General features: G+C 47.3%; 24 protein-coding genes and 1 pseudogene. 17 read left to right on the plus strand and 8 right to left on the minus strand.

Annotated elements, in window-relative coordinates:
• Together BIY29_RS08525 and BIY29_RS08530 are read left to right on the plus strand one after the other, a co-directional pair.
• A partial coding sequence (locus BIY29_RS08525) for an IS66 family transposase (protein ID WP_147437150.1) occupies positions 1-384 on the plus strand: 384 nt, incomplete at its 5' end.
• Between the two features lie 57 nt (positions 385-441).
• Positions 442-681 (plus strand): annotated as a pseudogene (locus tag BIY29_RS08530) (integrase core domain-containing protein); the annotation flags it as partial.
• Positions 682-720: 39 nt separating this feature from the next.
• On the opposite strand, the gene BIY29_RS08535 reads toward BIY29_RS08530, so the two are convergent.
• The 4 genes from BIY29_RS08535 to BIY29_RS08550 form a co-directional block, all read right to left on the minus strand.
• Positions 721-2466: a hypothetical protein gene (locus tag BIY29_RS08535; RefSeq protein WP_121574720.1), complete on the minus strand. Its 1746-nt coding sequence runs from the start codon at positions 2464-2466 to the stop codon at positions 721-723.
• Positions 2467-2784: 318 nt separating this feature from the next.
• A complete protein-coding gene (gene ccdB / locus BIY29_RS08540; RefSeq protein WP_121574721.1) occupies positions 2785-3090 on the minus strand; it encodes a type II toxin-antitoxin system toxin CcdB in 306 nt (101 codons plus the stop codon).
• Between the two features lie 2 nt (positions 3091-3092).
• Entirely contained in the window at positions 3093-3311 is a 219-nt protein-coding gene (gene ccdA / locus BIY29_RS08545) for a type II toxin-antitoxin system antitoxin CcdA (RefSeq protein WP_121574722.1), read from the minus strand.
• Positions 3312-3551: 240 nt separating this feature from the next.
• Positions 3552-3833 carry a helix-turn-helix domain-containing protein gene (locus BIY29_RS08550; RefSeq protein ID WP_121574723.1) on the minus strand — a complete coding sequence of 94 codons (282 nt, stop codon included), beginning with the start codon at positions 3831-3833 and terminating at the stop codon, positions 3552-3554.
• Positions 3834-3981: 148 nt separating this feature from the next.
• Between BIY29_RS08550 and BIY29_RS08555 the strand changes: the two genes are divergently transcribed.
• The 4 genes from BIY29_RS08555 to BIY29_RS08570 all read left to right on the plus strand — a co-directional run bounded on the left by BIY29_RS08555 (position 3982) and on the right by BIY29_RS08570 (position 5987).
• The gene (locus tag BIY29_RS08555; RefSeq protein ID WP_121574724.1) at positions 3982-4296 is read left to right on the plus strand and encodes a helix-turn-helix domain-containing protein; all 315 of its coding nucleotides are present in this window, start codon (positions 3982-3984) and stop codon (positions 4294-4296) included.
• Positions 4297-4481: 185 nt separating this feature from the next.
• Positions 4482-4796 (plus strand): helix-turn-helix domain-containing protein, encoded by a 315-nt coding sequence (locus BIY29_RS08560; RefSeq protein ID WP_121574795.1) that lies wholly within the window; start codon positions 4482-4484, stop codon positions 4794-4796.
• A 600-nt stretch (positions 4797-5396) separates the two neighbouring features.
• On the plus strand, positions 5397-5654 hold the full coding sequence (locus BIY29_RS08565) for an AbrB/MazE/SpoVT family DNA-binding domain-containing protein (protein WP_121574725.1): 258 nt from the start codon (positions 5397-5399) through the stop codon (positions 5652-5654).
• The gene (locus BIY29_RS08570) at positions 5655-5987 is read left to right on the plus strand and encodes a type II toxin-antitoxin system PemK/MazF family toxin (protein WP_121574726.1); all 333 of its coding nucleotides are present in this window, start codon (positions 5655-5657) and stop codon (positions 5985-5987) included.
• A 46-nt stretch (positions 5988-6033) separates the two neighbouring features.
• On the opposite strand, the gene BIY29_RS20835 is transcribed toward BIY29_RS08570, so the two are convergent.
• Positions 6034-6156: a hypothetical protein gene (locus BIY29_RS20835; protein ID WP_276310286.1), complete on the minus strand. Its 123-nt coding sequence runs from the start codon at positions 6154-6156 to the stop codon at positions 6034-6036.
• A 247-nt stretch (positions 6157-6403) separates the two neighbouring features.
• On the minus strand, positions 6404-6532 hold the full coding sequence (locus BIY29_RS20840) for a hypothetical protein (protein WP_276310287.1): 129 nt from the start codon (positions 6530-6532) through the stop codon (positions 6404-6406).
• Positions 6533-6793: 261 nt separating this feature from the next.
• Here BIY29_RS20840 and BIY29_RS08585 point away from each other — a divergent pair, with 261 nt between their 5' ends.
• The gene (locus tag BIY29_RS08585; RefSeq protein WP_121574728.1) at positions 6794-7675 is read left to right on the plus strand and encodes an integrase domain-containing protein; all 882 of its coding nucleotides are present in this window, start codon (positions 6794-6796) and stop codon (positions 7673-7675) included.
• Positions 7676-7774: 99 nt separating this feature from the next.
• Positions 7775-7927 carry a hypothetical protein gene (locus BIY29_RS20190; RefSeq protein WP_170158902.1) on the plus strand — a complete coding sequence of 51 codons (153 nt, stop codon included), beginning with the start codon at positions 7775-7777 and terminating at the stop codon, positions 7925-7927.
• Here BIY29_RS20190 and BIY29_RS08590 read toward each other — a convergent pair.
• On the minus strand, positions 7915-9174 hold the full coding sequence (locus BIY29_RS08590) for a tyrosine-type recombinase/integrase (RefSeq protein ID WP_121574729.1): 1260 nt from the start codon (positions 9172-9174) through the stop codon (positions 7915-7917). The genes BIY29_RS20190 and BIY29_RS08590 overlap by 13 nt on opposite strands.
• A gap of 261 nt (positions 9175-9435) precedes the next feature.
• Here BIY29_RS08590 and BIY29_RS08595 point away from each other — a divergent pair, with 261 nt between their 5' ends.
• The gene (locus BIY29_RS08595) at positions 9436-10323 is read left to right on the plus strand and encodes a ParA family protein (RefSeq protein ID WP_121574730.1); all 888 of its coding nucleotides are present in this window, start codon (positions 9436-9438) and stop codon (positions 10321-10323) included.
• A 13-nt stretch (positions 10324-10336) separates the two neighbouring features.
• Here BIY29_RS08595 and BIY29_RS08600 read toward each other — a convergent pair whose 3' ends face one another.
• A complete protein-coding gene (locus tag BIY29_RS08600; RefSeq protein WP_121574731.1) occupies positions 10337-10744 on the minus strand; it encodes a hypothetical protein in 408 nt (135 codons plus the stop codon).
• A gap of 230 nt (positions 10745-10974) precedes the next feature.
• Between BIY29_RS08600 and BIY29_RS08605 the strand changes: the two genes are divergently transcribed.
• From BIY29_RS08605 to BIY29_RS08640, 8 genes are all read left to right on the plus strand, one after another.
• A complete protein-coding gene (locus BIY29_RS08605) occupies positions 10975-11379 on the plus strand; it encodes a hypothetical protein (RefSeq protein WP_121574732.1) in 405 nt (134 codons plus the stop codon).
• Positions 11372-12748, plus strand: a complete 1377-nt coding sequence (gene dnaB-PI / locus BIY29_RS08610; protein ID WP_121574733.1) for an SPI-7-type island replicative DNA helicase — start codon at positions 11372-11374, stop codon at positions 12746-12748. The genes BIY29_RS08605 and dnaB-PI overlap by 8 nt, the downstream gene beginning before the upstream one ends.
• Entirely contained in the window at positions 12748-14472 is a 1725-nt protein-coding gene (locus tag BIY29_RS08615; RefSeq protein WP_121574734.1) for a ParB family protein, read from the plus strand. Before dnaB-PI ends, BIY29_RS08615 begins: the two co-directional genes overlap by 1 nt.
• A gap of 6 nt (positions 14473-14478) precedes the next feature.
• On the plus strand, positions 14479-14751 hold the full coding sequence (locus BIY29_RS08620; protein ID WP_121574735.1) for a hypothetical protein: 273 nt from the start codon (positions 14479-14481) through the stop codon (positions 14749-14751).
• 24 nt (positions 14752-14775) lie between these two features.
• Positions 14776-15387, plus strand: coding sequence for a DUF2857 domain-containing protein (locus BIY29_RS08625; protein WP_121574736.1), 612 nt, complete (start codon positions 14776-14778; stop codon positions 15385-15387).
• 12 nt (positions 15388-15399) lie between these two features.
• Positions 15400-15654, plus strand: coding sequence for a ParE family toxin-like protein (locus tag BIY29_RS20570; RefSeq protein WP_121574737.1), 255 nt, complete (start codon positions 15400-15402; stop codon positions 15652-15654).
• Between the two features lie 13 nt (positions 15655-15667).
• Positions 15668-15904 (plus strand): hypothetical protein, encoded by a 237-nt coding sequence (locus tag BIY29_RS08635; RefSeq protein ID WP_121574738.1) that lies wholly within the window; start codon positions 15668-15670, stop codon positions 15902-15904.
• A gap of 111 nt (positions 15905-16015) precedes the next feature.
• Entirely contained in the window at positions 16016-17230 is a 1215-nt protein-coding gene (locus tag BIY29_RS08640; RefSeq protein WP_121574739.1) for an STY4528 family pathogenicity island replication protein, read from the plus strand.
• Positions 17231-17259 lie beyond the last annotated feature (29 nt).

The following is a 17259-nucleotide window of genomic DNA, read 5'->3' on the forward strand; positions in this document are numbered from 1 at the left end:
CCCCGGCTGGCGGCCTTCCACCAGTGGCTGGTGTTGCAACAGCCGCAGGCCGCGCCCAACTCCGCACTGCGTAAAGCGCTGGACTACACGCTGAAACGCTGGCCGGCCTTACTGCGTTATCTGAATGACGGGCGGGTCCCCATAGATAATAACCGCACGGAAAACTGCATCCGTCCGGTAGCCGTGGGCCGCAAGAACTGGCTTTTTGCCGGATCGTTGCGCGCCGGGCAACGAATGGCGTCTATCCTGAGTCTGCTGGAAACCGCGAAACTCAACGGCCACGACCCGTATATCTGGCTGCGTGACGTATTAACGCGCTTGCCTATCTGGCCCAACAACCGGATCAGCGAGCTGTTGCCTTACGCCGAAAATAGCTTTAGCTGATACCGACCAGTCTATAATGTTACTTCAGTCGCGCAATGTGAGTTCGCCGGACGCTTACAGACCAACGGCATCTGCGAGCGGTTCCATAAAACGATACTGAACGAGTTTTATCAGGTGACGTTCCGCAAAAAGTTATATGGTGATCTTGATACATTACAATCGGATCTTGATGAATGGCTGGCTCACTATAATAATGAGCGAACTCATCAGGGGAAAATGTGCTGTGGCCGGACGCCAATGGAAACATTACTTGATGGAAAGTGCATCTGGGCCGAGAAAAATTTAAGCCAGATGTAACCTGACAGATACCTGTATAAATAACCGGTAACTGTCAGATCAGGTCTGAGCTAATACACATAAAAGCTGCGTTATATGACCATTCACTTTATCTCCTTTCTGTATCTTTTTAAATTCTGTAGTTATTGCACTTTTCGAAATAAAAGAACAACTCAAAATGCATTTCCTGTGTAGCTTATAGTCTTTAAGCATTTCCGTCATATATGCATCAAAGACAACAATATTTCCTTTCCGGGCTCTTTTTATCTGCGTAGGACCCTTGCTAGAGTTGTAATTTAACGATAGCTTGTCATGTATCTTTTTAGTCAAATCCGCTTGGCTAAAGTTAAGATAACCTAAGTTTTTAACCGCCTGACCTATAACATCATGAAGATTGCTCGCTGATGTGCTCTTCGGACCATGTTTAGAATGAATGAAATTAATACAAGAATCTTTTTTATTAAAGGTTATATGATCTGCCCACTCAGTGCCCAAATCATCACAGAAAACATAATCATCATGTTTATGTTTATTTTCAACTAAATAAAACATTGAATCTCTGGAAAAATTAGCACTATTTCTTCTGAAACTACCTTTTTCGGTCTTCACTAGGCTCATGTTTTTCACTGGGGTTAACATATCAAGTATGCTATTTATCTCAGAAATTCCTGAATCATCTTGAAAACAGTTACCTATGAAATACATGTATCGAGGATCATTAAAAGTAATGCTGTAAAAACCATTCTTTATTATATAGCTTTGTAATGTTACGTCACTGCCTGAGATATTGACTTTGAGTGATCTCAAAAAGGATGAGTCAAACGTCAATGTTTTATTATTAACTCTGATGAATGCTTTCCCTAAAACTTTCGAGATTCTTTTGTCTGAATTTATAGTGTAAACTCGCTCAAGATGCTTAAATAACATATTCATCTGGCTAGCATTAAGAACTGTATCTTTCCCTTTCTTATTAACATATTTAATTTGAATGCTATCTTCGATAAGCTGATCATATAAGGATGCGCTCTCGATTAAAATTGCATTGGGTGATGTGACCTCCAAAACATCCTGAAGATTCTTTTGTTTTGCAAAAGCATCAAGAAAATCTTTTTCACCGCTGCCATCTTTTATTAGCAATAGTTGATTGTAAGCCCACAAAGCTAAATCATCAAAATTCACTCTATGAGAAGATTCAACTAGCCTTCCTGTTCCAGATATAGTCCTTACAATAGAACCTTGACGATACTTTAAAAATAAGGGTATAGATCTACCAGCAGCATGAGTTGAAAAAGTGCCCTTAAGATCTGCTGCTTCGTAAGAACGGTTTCTAATAGCTTTTTCTGATACAGTCATGTTTCTCATAGATATTCTTTGGAAAGATACATCAGAGTCGTTGAAAGTATCAGCGATCATTGCACTCGTAATTAGATCAAAGTTCATTTCAATTTTATCAGTGATATTTGCACAGCTTTTTTTAATTATGCAAATGTGGTCATCAAACTCGAAAATAATTATGAAAGCATAGATCCGATCATATAACCCTTCTTCTTCTATCTCTTTTCTTATGAAGTAAACTGGTCTTATAGTAGGGAATATCTTAATGGAATATCGATACTGAATATCGTTGTCAATAAATGTACGAATATCTCTAAATTTATTTAAAATGTAGTCGTGTTCTGGCTCTATATTATCGTCAGCTACGTTGAAAATATTTAAAATAACATTTTCATTCGCGGATCGTAGAGGATCATCATTCTTAATTTTATAAAATTGAACATTTTTGGTTAATTCTAATTTTTCAAGCATTGCTGCACCTTTACGAACAAATATCGCTAAGTTAAGTCTAATTATGTGCTTGGTTCATTATTTAATCTAACTCATTAGCATCGCTTTATCAATTGTCAACCATTACTAATGATGGTACTGCCATGTCAGATGGACTTACGATAGATTTTCAAAGTCTTGTTTCTTCATTGCACTGCTTCGTGCTACACACAGCCTTGGTGTATGTATCTCGGTAAACCAGCCCATTAATTTTTAGAAATTTTTTGGCATGCTAATGTTCCCTAGTCGGGGGCGAGCAGCGCTATGTTTAGGGTTCTATACGAATACACTTGATGCCTTTCAAATCCCCCAAAACATAAGATTAATAGCATCCTTAATCTCATCGGCATACTCGCCAAGATCCGCGATAGTTTCACCCATAACTTCAACGGAAACGCTTGATAGTTCAGTGGTCATCAGCCGATAATTTTCGCCGTTGATGCGGAGTCGAGGGAACAGTGTCTTATTCACTTTCTCAGACATGTGATGCGATTCGATAAGCGGAATGACCATGCGCCGTTTTGGTGTATCGACAATATCACTTTGCACATCAACAAACATTTTGTAATGACTGACGCGTTTGTATTGGTAAACAATGAATTGCATGATCACCAGTTCCTGTTTTCATCCGAAAAGGAACCATTCTGTGCGATAAATCTGGCGACTTCTTCCATCCCTTCGCGGTTTTCCTTCTTCCATTCCTCAGCCTTTATACGGCGGGCTTCCTTGCCAATGACGTCATTTACCAGACCAGAAATGTTGACTCCGGCAGCACTCAGAACCTGATAATTGTCTTTGTCCACGGTAACGCTAACGCGGTGTTTCATGATAGAGATCCTCTTTTGTGTATACTTTGAGTATATACTCCAGGTGAGTATTCAGCAATTAACCAAGAGGTAGCGTTGTATTCCGGGGTACGTGATTAGTCAGTAGTCTGGCAGGTTTGATATCTGTTGGCTCGTTAGAAATATCGAGCCAACGATAGCAATACTAACTGGATGGCTGAATCGATCAGAAATCGAAACTGGTTTTTCCCTGTTGTTGGCACTTGAACTCAGTAGTAATTGTTAGTTATCTAATTGTTTTTTCGTCCTAATTTCTCGAGGAATTAACCGTCCTTGCGTATCGAAATAACGATTAGGCCAGATTTCACTGGCTGGGATCCCCAGCGCTTCTGCGATGAGCAGTTCACCTTTCGGCCATGGTCGGGTAAGCGCATTTGCCAGTGTTGATGAGCTAAGCCCAGCTGCGCGTGATACGGCTGCCAGCGTAGTATTACGTTTGCGAAGAGCTGCAATGATGTCGGCAGGATGCCAGTCCATTCGCTGATCTTGTTGTGCAATGTTCATACTTCCTCCCCTCTTAGATTTAAACTTTACTTCCTCTAGTAAATGATAACTTTATTTTAGATGAAAAAACAACCAAAAATAAATTTAAAATTTACTAGGGAAAGGAATCATTCAAGAGAGACTTATCAAGAGCGGCGATAATCGTTCTATGTCGATCAGTAATGTGGATAACGCTGTGATTGGTAAGCGATTAAGATTGGCCCGAGTGGACAAGGGACTGAAACAGGCGGAGCTCGGTTGCCTCGCTGGTCTGGATGAAGAAACAGCGAGTTCTCGTGTGAGTCAATACGAGAGAGAAGTCAGCTCACCGGATTTTGGTTTGGTTTGCCGGTTCGCTGTGGTGCTGGACGTGCCGGAAGCTTATTTCTATACCGTCGATGACGATCTTGCCACATTGATTTTGCAGTATCACCGTTTCAGAAAAGCCAACCCTACCTCCACTCTGCTAATCACACCTCTGTGAGGTTGATATCCCAGCTGGTTCTCGGCGTTCAATCTTTATGCGTTTTCTCTCTTTATTTAATTATTACTTTTCCTAATAAATTATTTCTCCATTTTGGTGTAAAAAATAACCCCAATTAAATTTAAAGTTTATTCAGAAAAGAAATGCTTCAGGAAGCAAGTGTAGGGAACGACGATAATCGGCTTATGTTAGTCAGCGAAGCAGGTAACATCGTGATTGGTAAGCGATTAAGGTTGGCCCGAGTGAACATGGGATTAAAACAGGCGGAGCTCGGTTGCCTCGCTGGACTGGATGAGGAAACGGCAAGTTCTCGCGTGAGTCAATACGAGAGAGAAGTCAGTTCGCCGGATTTTGGTCTGGTCTGCCGGTTCGCAGCGGTGCTGGACGTACCGGAAGCCTATTTCTATGCTGTGGACGATGATCTGGCGACGTTAATTTTGCAGTACCATCGTTATAAGAAAGCCAATCCTAATTCAACCCTTTTGATTACTCCGCAATAGTTGATTTATAAGATATTGGTATGGATAGATGTTTTATTCTTTTGCATAAATATCAACAAGATACTTTTTGATGTAAATCACTACATACAGCGTTGCGTTTTTCAAAAAGCTGGGCTTTTTCCTGCGGCAATGTGGCTTTTTCGTTGCGATTCTCCTGATAATCTATACAACATCTTGTTTTTGCTGCGTGGTTTCTCACTCACAGGAAGAAGATTAGTCAACAAACATTCTCCCCGCCTCATTTTTAGTTTTTTGTTTCTGTGCCCGAGCTGTTGGCGTAATGTCCCTCCCGCAACACACTGTCTGTGGACAGCCCGCGCTTCATGACCTGCAAGAAGCGCCTGATATATCAGGATGGTCGCCTTTACCGGCAATGCCGCCTTTGAAAACTGCCGGGTCTGTCGCGGGATGGATTAAGGCTTCCTCATACTTCATTACTTTGTAATCAACCCCGCATTCAAACCCACTCTTCAACCAACAGGTGCATTCCGCTGATGCTTCGTTATTCGTGACGTTAAGGAGATTATGATGAATCTGATTGATAATTGTACATTCCCGTCCAGTGATGTTATATTAAAATATAATATTAGGAGGTGCGCTATGTATACCACTCGTCTGAAAAAAGTCGGAGGATCTGTCATGCTGGCAGTGCCTCCCGCTGTGCTGAAAACGCTGGATTTGTCGCCGGATAGTGAGGTCGGCGTGACCGTTGATAATGGCTGCCTCATCATTGAACCTCAAAAACGGCCTCACTATTCGCTTGCCGAACTATTGGCGCAGTGCGATCCACAAGCCGAAATAAGTGATGAAGAGCGGGAATGGATTGACGCGCCTGCCACAGGGAAGGAGATCCTGTAAATGGACAGAGGGGAAATCTGGCTCGTGTCACTTGATCCCACTGCCGGGCATGAGCAAAGCGGAAAACGCCCGGTGCTTATCGTTTCACCTGCGCCGTTTAACAAAATCACCCGGTTGCCGGTGGTTGTTCCTGTCACCAGCGGTGGAAACTTTGCCCGAACGGCTGGTTTTGCCGTTTCACTGGATGGCGCGGGAACGAAAACGACAGGTGTTGTTCGCTGCGACCAGCCCAGGACCATTGATATGGGGGCCAGAAACGGCATAAGGCTGGAGCGGATCCCGGACAGTATCGTAAGCGAGGTACTGGCCCGACTGGGGACTATCCTTAGCTGATGGCGTTTCATGTTAACTGTACGGGGCGCTACAATAGCGCCCTTGCTTATTTGGGCGAAATGATGTCCCGGCAGCGAATAACCTTTTCTTCCTCAAGATAGTTTTTACTTTCAGCAATCGTGGCGACGATATAGGCTCTGCCATGCAACAGGTTGTCTGCGGACAACACCTACGCTTCATGACCTGCAAGAAGCGGCCTGACATGCAGGCTGGTCGCCGGATACGGCAATGCCCCTGAAAACTGCCGAACCGTACCGCGGTCGGGGCCATTCGTTACACACGACAATTTATTGCCACTGCTTAACGCTGCCGGACATTTCCGGGCCTGCTGATTATCAGCGCCTCTAACCTTTATGAACTCGGCCTGCCAAGACAGCGGCTTTGCTGTCGCGTGGCCGCAATCCTGCACCAGAATTTCAATTTTTAATCACTGCGCCAGTCCAGTGCGTCACTTTAACCGTGCCGAGCGGGAAAGTGACGCACGCAGCCTTTTCGATCTGCACCAGAGAAATCAACTGCACCAGCCAATAGCAGGATTCTGACACCTTAACTCAACCCACCTCCACTCACAGGAGAACTTGAACCGATACCGGAGGGGGATCAGGACGATCCGGGGGATAACCAGCTAACGCTGGCGGCTGCTCAGAGAGCACAACCGAAGCCCCACAACACCTCAACGGCTGCCGCCCCGGCGCTCAGGTATCGTTCGCAGCCCCGACAAAAATCAGGGGCTATCAGCCTATGCGCCGGGGAAGGTTGTATCTGTTTTGGATTTTGCGGTAATCATGAAAAGGGGACATGTAAAAATGAGTCTTCTGGAGCAGGAAATGAAAACGCTGGCGCGACAGGCGGGCGGTAGCCATAAAACCGTCCACGACCGTATTAGGCTGGCTCAGCGATTTTGTGAGCGCTTACTGGGGCAGAATGTACAGATCCGCCGGGTGGAGCAACTGAAAGCCCGACATATTGAGAATTACATTCGTGGGCGGCAGGAACAGGGCATAACGAAACGTAGCCTGCAAAACGAGATGGCGGCGATCCGCTGTCTGTTGAAGCAGGCCGGGCGTGATCGGTTAGCAGCCAGTGAACGGCTGTCCAATAAATCGCTCGGCTTGTCCGGCGCATCCCGCAACGGCACCCGGCGGGCGATTACGGCGGAGTATTATCGGCAGGTGCTTGAAATCGCTCGCGCAAAAGACGCCGGGATGGCGGCGGCGCTGGAACTTTCAAAGTTGATAGGCCTGCGTTCACAGGAAGCGGTGCAGTGTGCGCAATCGCTTAGGACGTGGAAACAGGCGCTGGAGCGTGATGAAACCCGGCTGACCATCGTTTTCGGCACCAAAGGCGGACGGTCCCGCGAGACAATAATTCTGGACGCTGGCGCAGTCAGAAAAGCGCTGGAAAATGCGCTGGCTGTGGCAGAACAGCGCAATGGCAGGCTGATTGACAGGCCCGACCTGAAAAGCTCGATGAAATATTGGCACGGTCAGGCTTCGCGTATCGGCTTGACTGGCGCATATTCCCCGCATTCATTGCGCTACGCCTGGGCGCAGGATGCCATTCGTCATTATCTGGCGCACGGATTCAGCGAAAAAGAAGCGCTGGCGCTGACGGCGATGGATTTAGGTCACGGCGACGGGCGCGGGCGTTATGTGGCGCAGGTTTACGGACGGCGGGGAGAGGAGTGAGTTTCCGTGCTGGTGCAGCGAAAGGGAAAAGGCCTAAAGGGTAAAGGAAGGCTAAGGGTAACAGCGCCAAACCGGAAAGGGCCAAAGGGCTAAAAAGCCGTGATTGGCGCAGTTCGATGTTCGTTCGACGGGGAATCTGGTGCAGTCCTGCGATTTTCCGGCGTCAGTGAACTGGTGCAAATAAAAAAGCAGATCCGCTGGCGCAAAGATCTACTTTCCGGCGTCAATCAGTCGCGGGTTCAGGCAACCTGAATATGCCTCTCAAAACGGTAAGCCGGGATGAATTTCTGCCGGCAGGCGTCGAGATAGTCCGACCACCATTGCATCATCTGCGTGCGTTCGTCGAGGTGCTCCGCCTTGTGGATATAGGCGGCGCGAACGTGGTTACGCTCTTGATGGCTCATCTGCCGCTCCACGGCATCTTTTGACCAGCGGCCTGATTCAATCAACGCGCTACAGGCCATCGTGCGGAAACCATGACCGCAAACGTTCACCTGCGTGTCATAGCCCATCGTGCGCAGCGCCTTGTTGATGGTGTTTTCGCTCATCGGTTTGCGCGGGTCGTGGTCGCCGGGAAACAGCAACTCACTGCTACCGGACAGCAGTTTTAGCTGCTTCAGTACAGTTACCGTCTGTGTTGACAGCGGCACCAGATGCGGTGTTTTCATCTTCGCACCGCGCTCTGAATAACGCACGCCCGGAATGGGTTCACGTTGCGCGGGGATAGTCCACATTGCGCCATCCAGATCGATCTCCGTCCAGCGGGCAAAGCGTAGCTCGCTGGAGCGAATAAAGATCAGCAGGTTAAGCTGCACCGCCAGCCGGGTTAGGATCCTGCCGGAATAGCCTTCTATCCGTTCCAGCATCTCCGGCAGTTTTTCCAGCGGCAGGGCAGGGTAATGGTTTTTTGGCGGCGGGGTGATAGCGCCGCAGAGGTCATTGGCCGGATTACTGGCAATCAGCCCCTCCTGTACCGCATAGCGCATGATCGCCGTGGTGCGCTGCTGTATCCGCGCGGCGGTTTCCAGATTGCCTTTTCTCTCTGCCACCCGCAGCGGGATTAGCAGATCGGCCGTTTTCAGGTCGGTAACGGGGAATTTACCGATCAGCGGAAAGACGTGCAGTTCCAGCGAGCGCAGGGCTTTGGCGGCATGGGCTTCAGTCCAACGGATATTACCCGCCACCCACTTGCGGGCGATCTCTTCAAAGGTATTGCCGCTTTTGCGCGAATGTTTCTCCTGCTGCTTTTTTACGCCGGGATCGTCGCCCGCGCTGAGTACCAAGCGGGCTTCCTCGCGTAGCTTGCGGGCATTTGCCAGCGTGACGGTGGGGTAAGCGCCAAACGCCAGCTTCTTCTCCTTGCCGCCGAAGCGGTACTTAAGATGCCAGAGCTTGGAACCGTTGGGTTTAATCAGCAGGTATAAGCCCTGCGCGTCGCTGAGTTTGTAAGGTTTATCGAGCGGCTTGACGCTTCGGATGGCGGTATCTGTCAGAGGCATGGTGGGGGCTCCATAGTTTATCGAACCGGCAGGCCCCCAATTAAGCCCCCAAAAACTACGGATGTCAAAAAATCTGGTAGTACCTGTTGGTACTCCAGATTCTTATCAACTTACTGATTTTTCAACGTTCCCGGACGCATAAGGACATCCTGAAACTAAATTATGGTGCCCGGACTCGGAATCGAACCAAGGACACGAGGATTTTCAATCCCCGTGCTGAGATAGCCGGAAACAAGCTGCACATTCAATCGAGTGTGCAAAATGAATATTTTACCCGTAATTTCGACAAAGGGCGGCGAAGGAAAATCTACTCAAGCTGCTAACTTGGCAGGTTTTTTTGCCGATGCAGGTTTAAAAACCCTATTGATTGATGGCGATTATTCTCAGCCAACTGCCAGTAGTATTTATGCACTAGAGCATGAGGCTCCATTTGGATTGTTCGAGCTGCTAATGCAGACAGCCGATCTAAACCAGCCGGATAGTATAATTTCTCGCACCGCCATACCCAATCTCGATCTCATTATCTCCAACGATCCTGATGATTGCCTTTCTAATGCCATGCTGCATGCTCCTGATGGACGTATGCGTCTCAAGAACATCCTTCAGCATCAAAGTTTTCAGGATTACGACGTCATCATGATCGACTCGAAAGGCGCTGCTGGCGTGATGGTTGAGCTCGTTGTTCTGGCTGCCACAGAGAATGTCGTTGGGGTGATTAAACCGATACTTCCAGATGTTCGGGAGTTCATGCGTGGAACGGTGCGTTTAATGTCCCGCTTACTAGCGTTGCAGGCTTACGGGATACAGATACCTGATATCAAAATTCTGGCCAATTGCGTTGAGAACACATCATTGGATCGTAAGACTCTGGAAGAATTGGGTAATATCGTTTCCGAGAGAAAATACCTCCAATCCGAAAGCATAAACATTTCCATACTTGAAACAAAAATAGACCAGCTTGAAGTCTATAAACGCGGCCACGCCTTTGGGCAGCCCGTCCATCGCCTTGAATATGTGACCGACCGCAAAAGCCCGGCCGCGGCAGTGACCATGCATAGCCTCGCCTGCGAGCTCTTTCCACATTGGAAAGCACAGTTCGATTCCGTGTTACGGAATCAAACTGGTGCCGGGGAGGTGGGAAATGTTTAACGTTCAGCCACGTTTATGCCGGAATGACATCAGTCAGCGTGCTTTTCGACCAAATATCCGTTCCAATGAACGGATCATCCAATCGGTCGAGTTGCCTCTCAATGTCCCATTGTTTGGGACCCCATTCAGGATCGGCTGCAAAGGCGGTCCAGTAGTCAGTCAGAGCCAAAGAAATGTCTTTATCGGCCATATTCTTAATGGACTCTGGCGTCCACTGATGCTGCTTAATCAGCGCATACTCCAATGCTTCTCGCGGGGAACTGGGTCTGAATTGCTGATGCCAGTTATGCGTCACACGAAGCCATTCTCCCAGCCACAGCAATCGGTAGGACATCTGGATCAGTTCTGCACCGGGATACTCCGAATACTTTTCTGCTGCCTGCCGGTAAAAAAATTTACAGCGTTTTTCAAAAGAATCCATGTCGGATCTCCGTTGTTAGGTTCTCTGTTGTTGGGTTTACTGCCAGTTCCTTCTGACCGAAGTCGCCAAACTAAGCGGTCAGAAAATGATCTGTCAGTAGATGGGAGTGTATCCCCCGCAACGGTAGATTCGACGCCCTTTTCAGAAATTTACAGGACCTTACTCAATACGCTGTTTTTACATGACTTTAATGTAGTTTCAGTAAGTGATCACGCATGGGAGGGGAAACAATGAAGACTCTCCATCGTGCGTTCTGTTCCTGTAACCATTGGCGCTATCAAGACATTGATGAAAAGACCGTTTTTTTTGAAACATTCCACCAAGAGCATGCTGGTGATCGCTTGCAGTCGCTTATTGCGAATATATGGGGTGTCCCTGAATCTTCAGTCATTATTTATAACGTCTTTTCTGAGCAAGAATTGCGTTTGCTTTCAATAGATGACTCGTCTGCCAGTGGTGATGAAAGACTGTTTGAAATCGGGTGGAGTGGCGAGAAACAACAACCTATTTATGTAAATCAGGAGGACTGGCCGCTCATGTTAGTTTCTCCTCGTACTCACGAACGCCTGGTGAAGGCATTCATGAGTCTTAGCCAGATTGGTTGTGGCGAAATGAAGGAGGCTGCCCATGGCTAATTCTCCGTCTACGGTCGTGTCGTCTCTGCCTTTGTCTTTGGAAGCTGAGCAGTCAGTTCTCGGCTCATTGATGCTGGAAAATAACCGCTGGGATGATGTGGTTGAGCGGATCGCTGCCAGCGATTTTTATAACCGGGCACATCAACGGATATTTCATGCCATGCAACGACTGGTCGACAGCGGTCAGCCGATCGACCTGATAACCCTTTCTGAATCGATGGAGAAAGACCCTAATAGTCCATTAGAATCAATAGGGGGATTTGCCTACCTAGCAGAACTGGCGAAGAACACTCCGAGTGCGGCAAATACGAATGCCTATGCTGAGATTGTCAGAGACAGGAGCCAGGCTCGTAAGTTGATCATGCTTGGTAAGAAGATCAGTGCCGATGCTATGTCCACGGCGCATGGGCGAATAAAGGTTTCTGATATTGCCGAACAGGCTGAACAGGCGCTTTTTGACATATCGGAACAGAGAGAAGCGCAGCGTGAAGTTACAGCACAAGAGGCACTGATTCAGGTTGTTGACCGACTGGAGCTCAATAACAAGACCCCGGATGGGATAACGGGAACACCAACAGGGTTTATCGAACTCGATAAAGAGACTTGTGGCCTTCAGGAAGCGGATCTGATCATCCTGGCTGCAAGGCCTTCAATGGGAAAAACCGCATTGGGGGTCAATATAGCGGAAAACGCATTGGGGCGGGTACCTGATAAACCTGTTTTCATCTTCAGCCTGGAAATGCCGGCAGAACAACTAATGATGCGTATAGCGGCATCTATTGGCCGCGTCAGCATACAGGCCATGCGTAGCGGGCAAATGAATGATGAGGACTGGGGACGCTTCTCTGATGCGATGAAGCTCATCCAATCATGGGGTGATCGCCTGGTCATTGACGACAGCAGTTTTCTCACTCCATCACTAGTGCGTTCCCGCCTACGTCGCTTGATCCGCAAATACGGTAAGCCAAGCCTGGCCATGATTGATTACTTGCAAATGATGAGTAGTCCAGGTGCCGAGAACCGTACTCAGGAAATCGCGGCGATTTCTCTTGGCCTCAAAGGTTGTGCAAAAACGTTCAAAATCCCCATGCTGGTTTTATCCCAGTTGAACCGTTCCCCTCAGGCGCGGGCAGATAAGCGCCCAACGCTTTCTGATCTGAGAGACGGTGGTTCACTGGAGCAAGACGGTGATTTGATCATGTTTATTCATCGTGAAGAGGCTTACGACCCGAACACTCCAGACAAAGGATTGGCCGAAATAATTATTGGTAAACAACGACAAGGCCCGTTGGGAACGGTGAAATTGAAGTTTGATGCGCAGTTTACCCATTTTGGTGAATGGAATCTTGGCTATGGGGAGAAATACTAATGAGCAAAAAAATAGCCTCGTTGCAACTCGGTAGTGCGATGCTGCAAGGAAGTCGTCAGCCAGCAACGGCACAGGTTTCCGCATTGCCGGTCAATGAAATGCCGATGGTGCTGACGTTGGATCAGATGGGGCCTCATCCGGATAACCCTCGAACCAAACGTAACTCTAAATATGACGAGATCAAAGAGTCTATCCGTCACCGCGGTCTGGATACGGTACTTAAGGTAACTCGTGATCCAAACTTACCTGATATTTATGTATTCAGTGATGGTGGTAATACACGTTATGAAATTCTAAGCGAATTGTGGCAAGAGACAGGTGAAGAAAGTTTCTTTCGCCATACGGTTATTTTCAAACCGTGGCCCGGCCGGCTTCAGTGCGTCATTGGCCATCTGGCTGAGAACGAAGTCCGTGGTGAGTTGACGTTTATCGAAAAAGCCTTTGGTATCCAGAAAGCCCGTGGCATTTACGAAGATCAACTGGGTAAATCCGTATCATTGCGTGAGTTGGCCACGTTGCTGACAGAGGCTGGTTTACCGATCGATCATTCCAGTATTAGCCGGATGGAGAGTACGATAGTCTTCCTGTACCCCTATATGCCAAATTTGTTGGAGTCAGGGTTAGGGCGTCCTCAAATACAAAGTCTTCTGTCCCTAAGACATGATGCCGAAAAAATTTGGTCTGAATATTCCCTGACCGCTTCCTCTTCAATACTGTTTGGGGATGTTTTTGGTAACTGCTGCCAAAAATTCGACTCGCCGGATGACTGGTCACTGGAGATGTTTCGAGATGAGTTTATTGGCGACCTGGTCAGTGCCCTACCGCACCCTTCGCTGAACTACGATCGCTGGGTGATGGAGCTAGATCCGAAAGTGCGTAATCAACGTAAGCTTTTTGGTGAAACCGGACCATTACCCGCGTTCGTCCATGAGTCTCCGCCTGAAGACACAAATAAGGACAAAAGGGATGATGATGTTGGTTCAAAATCTACGCTTCCATCTTCCTCACAAGTTGGAAAGGATGACGATAGGCAGCAATTTTCTGCACCGGCTTCAACATCTGTGCCGCCTTCGTTAAACAGTACGCTTGATGAACATCATCAGCATCCCGATGAAGACGACGAACATTATGATGATGAGAATATAATAGAGGACGGTGGATGCCAGGGAAATAACAAAGCCTTTTCTCATGACGACAACCAGAGCGAGTTCTCTGATCGGGCGAACTCGAGTGAAGGCTCGAATAATCAGACGACATATTCTTTACCTTCAGGCGATCATTCGACGCAGCAACTGGCATCTTCTGCTCCTGCACATTCTTTTGCTAATGGGGGCCTGGAGCCAGTCTCTGATATCTGGCAGATCTCTGCATTCCAGGATGATATTGAGCATTTACAGGATAGCGCTTACAGACTGGCATTTGAGTTGGCTGAAGCCATGGGGTATCCCGATGAAATTCAGGAAGCAAAGGGGCCTCTCGATGCCGGCTATATCGCATCAACATCCAAAGTGCCATTCATTCTCTTTCTCAATGGGCTGACTGGCGAACAAAGCGGTGAACCATTTAACATGTTCAGCTTCTGTCTGAATGTTATCGGCTCTGCAAGCAAAGGGGATTCTCCCGTTCTTGATGATATGTACACCGTAAAAACATTTCGCCTTATTCGAGTATTGCGTCGTTTACGTGAACATCAGCGGCAGATCGCAACGGAACAAACAGAGTAGTAAAGGATGGGAAAATTACGCTTACAAAGTGGCACCTATCATGAGGTGCTGCTAAATGCATTATCCAGTGCCATAAAAGCAAAAGAACGCTTGATACAAGATGCGTATACGGATGAGGTGCGGGAGCTGGATAGGAGTGGAGAAATACTCAGTCAGAATGATGAGTGTGAACGCTTCTTAAAAACTGCGAATGAATGTACGCCGTTACTTTCTGATTTTCGGTATATTCATGCGTATTTATCCGATAAGTATTTAGGCTGTTCAAAAAGAAATAAATAACACATTAAGCATGGAGTAAAAACAATGAGTGAAAATTCACTACAAATAGCAAACGCATCCCAGTCAGCGAATAATTTGCTGACTCAATTAGTGATGGACTTGAAGAGTGGTTACATACGCCGCTGTGAGTCTCTCGGACTAAAACAAGAGGAAATGCAATTACTGCAAAGTCTGACGATCGAAGATCTTCATTATATTGCCAATAGTTCTGTTTCCGTATTGCAGTTCAGCCTTCATCACGAAAATTTTTACCGCCTGGTTCAACATGCCCGTCGCGAACAGATGCGCATACAGCGCATCGATCGTGCGTTGTCGCTGGGGGGATCGATTGAACTCATGCAACACATGTTTGGGTTATCCAGCCTGGAAGTCGCCAGTCGTCGTCGTATTGCAGGCATCGATGTACGCCCGGGGCGTGGTGTCGTCCTGAATGAAGATGAGAGCGCAGCATTATGGCAACGTTGGCAACTTGCTGCTGTAGAGGATGCCGACAGCGGTGAAGGGTTGGATGTCATGATGTTGGCTTCAGAGCAGATGGATGTATCGCTAACTGCCGTCTGGCACGCAGTCAGATCATGGAGTAAAGCGCATAGCGTGAATGTCCCCCATGCTGAATCAGCAAGAAAATCGGTATGACGGAGGTTAAGGATGAGTACCCGTTTATGCGAAATCATGCCAGGGTTATACGCCCCGGCAACGGTTCCAAAGGCACATTATCACAAAGCTAAAAGTCAAATCCGGCGCTTTCGAGAAGGAGAACGAAATTATACACGACTTACAGAGAGAGGTTCGAAGTATTTAAAAATAGATATAGGTCCATTCTGGCGGTTATTGAGTCGGAATCATGGGGATTCGTGGGAATTAATGAATCACGAACGTTATAACAAAGAAATACGTAAATAATATGAGGTAGTGAATGGATATTGAAATTACAGGATCGCTATTGATTGAGGCGATTGATGCCGCATTGGAAAAAAAGAAAGGCGTGGTTATTGATAGTTTTGATAAACAGTCACTGTATACCGCCAAACGGGAGATTGATGACGCGATTATTCTGAGTGATCTCAGAGGGGAAATTGTGTCGAATTATGATTATCTTATTGACATGGAGACATTGGAATATTCAAAGAAGAGCCAATCAGAATATGACTAATCAGTGTATTTATGCTGCATCTGCTTATTCGGATGCAGAAACAAGTGCATTGATGCTTTTTATCGCGAGCCAACAACCAGATGAAAAGCAGTCAGCGATAAGGATAACGATATGAATCTGCCGGCAGACAGCCTGATAGCCTACACCGTTGAGAAGATGAACCTCCGGTTGGCTGAGCGAATACCCGGCGATGACGCGGGACAACTGCGTAGCGGGCTACTTTACATGGGGAACGTACATGATGCGTATCCCCGGCGTTTGCTATTAGATACACGGCTATCTCCTCTGGATAAGATGGCCTGGATGATGATCCGTCTGTATGCCCAGCAAAATGAAGGGGCGATTTTTCCCACCTATGATGAGTTACAGCTTCAGTTAGCTTCCCCACACAAAGGTAAGGCGTCCCGGGAGACAGTCAGTCGTGTTCTGTTGATGCTGAGGATCACCGGTTGGCTGAGTTTGTGTAAACGCGTTCGTGACGAAAAAGGACGAGTACGCGGGAACATCTATGCGCAGCATGATGAACCACTCTCATTTCGTGATGCTGAGATTTTCGACCCCGGTTGGTTGGATACTGTTGCTGAAGCATGTCAGAACAAGAACAAAACTATCAGTCAGACAGCATACGATGTTCTGAACGAAATCAAGAATGATACAACGATGCGTCATCGCCATAGCCGTATTGCACTTATCGAAAATCGCTTAGATGCGGTTCAAACGCCGCAGCAAATGGCAGCCAGACAGCGTACTCGTTACCCCAGTTCGGAATCCGAACTAAGGAAAAAATTACTGAGTTCGGATGCAAAATCACTGAGTTCGGGATCCGAACTCAGTCATTCAGAAGGGGATAAATCACCCAGTTCGGAATCCGAACTCAGTGGAATTTCAAAGGGTTGTCACTCAGTTCGGAAATCGAACCGTTACGTACGTAGTAATACACACAGTGTAAAAAGAAATACGTACGTACTGCCGGACGCTTTCGTGCGGTTGTTGCCAGTGGAAGACCGTGGCATGGTGACAGACCAACTTCAGGCGCTGGCTATTGAACAAGCTGAACTGGTGCTACAAGCGCTGGACAGAGCGCTATCGGAAGGACGTCTCAGCAACCCAATAGGCTGGCTGCTGGCTGTGTTGAAGCGGGCCCGTGATGGGAAGCTATTTGTCCAGAAAACACCTTCTGCGCAGCCGGCATCATCCCAAATGGAACCCCCTTCTCCCACAACTGGCGGTGCCATGCCTAAACCAACCACAACCGTTCAGGTATCGGATAGGGTACATGTTCAGAATATAATTGCCGAGATCCGCCGTAAGTGTACAGATAGGTGAATGCTATATTGGTTAAAAAGCAATCGCTG

Origin of the sequence: Brenneria alni, assembly GCF_003666245.1 — a bacterium.
GTDB classification, from domain to species: domain Bacteria; phylum Pseudomonadota; class Gammaproteobacteria; order Enterobacterales; family Enterobacteriaceae; genus Brenneria; species Brenneria alni.

Bases quoted from the DNA above. Each gene is read 5' to 3' on its own strand.
- BIY29_RS08570 (WP_121574726.1), top strand. From the start codon at position 5,655: ATGGACAGAGGGGAAATCTGGCTCGTGTCACTTGATCCCACTGCCGGG.
- BIY29_RS08615 (WP_121574734.1), top strand. From the start codon at position 12,748: ATGAGCAAAAAAATAGCCTCGTTGCAACTCGGTAGTGCGATGCTGCAA.
- BIY29_RS08565 (WP_121574725.1), top strand. From the start codon at position 5,397: ATGTATACCACTCGTCTGAAAAAAGTCGGAGGATCTGTCATGCTGGCA.
- BIY29_RS08535 (WP_121574720.1), bottom strand. From the start codon at position 2,466: ATGCTTGAAAAATTAGAATTAACCAAAAATGTTCAATTTTATAAAATT.
- BIY29_RS08600 (WP_121574731.1), bottom strand. From the start codon at position 10,744: ATGGATTCTTTTGAAAAACGCTGTAAATTTTTTTACCGGCAGGCAGCA.
- BIY29_RS08550 (WP_121574723.1), bottom strand. From the start codon at position 3,833: ATGAACATTGCACAACAAGATCAGCGAATGGACTGGCATCCTGCCGAC.
- BIY29_RS08640 (WP_121574739.1), top strand. From the start codon at position 16,016: ATGAATCTGCCGGCAGACAGCCTGATAGCCTACACCGTTGAGAAGATG.
- BIY29_RS08625 (WP_121574736.1), top strand. From the start codon at position 14,776: ATGAGTGAAAATTCACTACAAATAGCAAACGCATCCCAGTCAGCGAAT.
- BIY29_RS08595 (WP_121574730.1), top strand. From the start codon at position 9,436: ATGAATATTTTACCCGTAATTTCGACAAAGGGCGGCGAAGGAAAATCT.
- BIY29_RS08590 (WP_121574729.1), bottom strand. From the start codon at position 9,174: ATGCCTCTGACAGATACCGCCATCCGAAGCGTCAAGCCGCTCGATAAA.
- dnaB-PI (WP_121574733.1), top strand. From the start codon at position 11,372: ATGGCTAATTCTCCGTCTACGGTCGTGTCGTCTCTGCCTTTGTCTTTG.
- ccdB (WP_121574721.1), bottom strand. From the start codon at position 3,090: ATGCAATTCATTGTTTACCAATACAAACGCGTCAGTCATTACAAAATG.
- BIY29_RS20570 (WP_121574737.1), top strand. From the start codon at position 15,400: ATGAGTACCCGTTTATGCGAAATCATGCCAGGGTTATACGCCCCGGCA.
- BIY29_RS08585 (WP_121574728.1), top strand. From the start codon at position 6,794: ATGAGTCTTCTGGAGCAGGAAATGAAAACGCTGGCGCGACAGGCGGGC.
- BIY29_RS08635 (WP_121574738.1), top strand. From the start codon at position 15,668: ATGGATATTGAAATTACAGGATCGCTATTGATTGAGGCGATTGATGCC.
- BIY29_RS08605 (WP_121574732.1), top strand. From the start codon at position 10,975: ATGAAGACTCTCCATCGTGCGTTCTGTTCCTGTAACCATTGGCGCTAT.
- BIY29_RS08560 (WP_121574795.1), top strand. From the start codon at position 4,482: ATGTTAGTCAGCGAAGCAGGTAACATCGTGATTGGTAAGCGATTAAGG.
- ccdA (WP_121574722.1), bottom strand. From the start codon at position 3,311: ATGAAACACCGCGTTAGCGTTACCGTGGACAAAGACAATTATCAGGTT.
- BIY29_RS08620 (WP_121574735.1), top strand. From the start codon at position 14,479: ATGGGAAAATTACGCTTACAAAGTGGCACCTATCATGAGGTGCTGCTA.
- BIY29_RS08555 (WP_121574724.1), top strand. From the start codon at position 3,982: ATGTCGATCAGTAATGTGGATAACGCTGTGATTGGTAAGCGATTAAGA.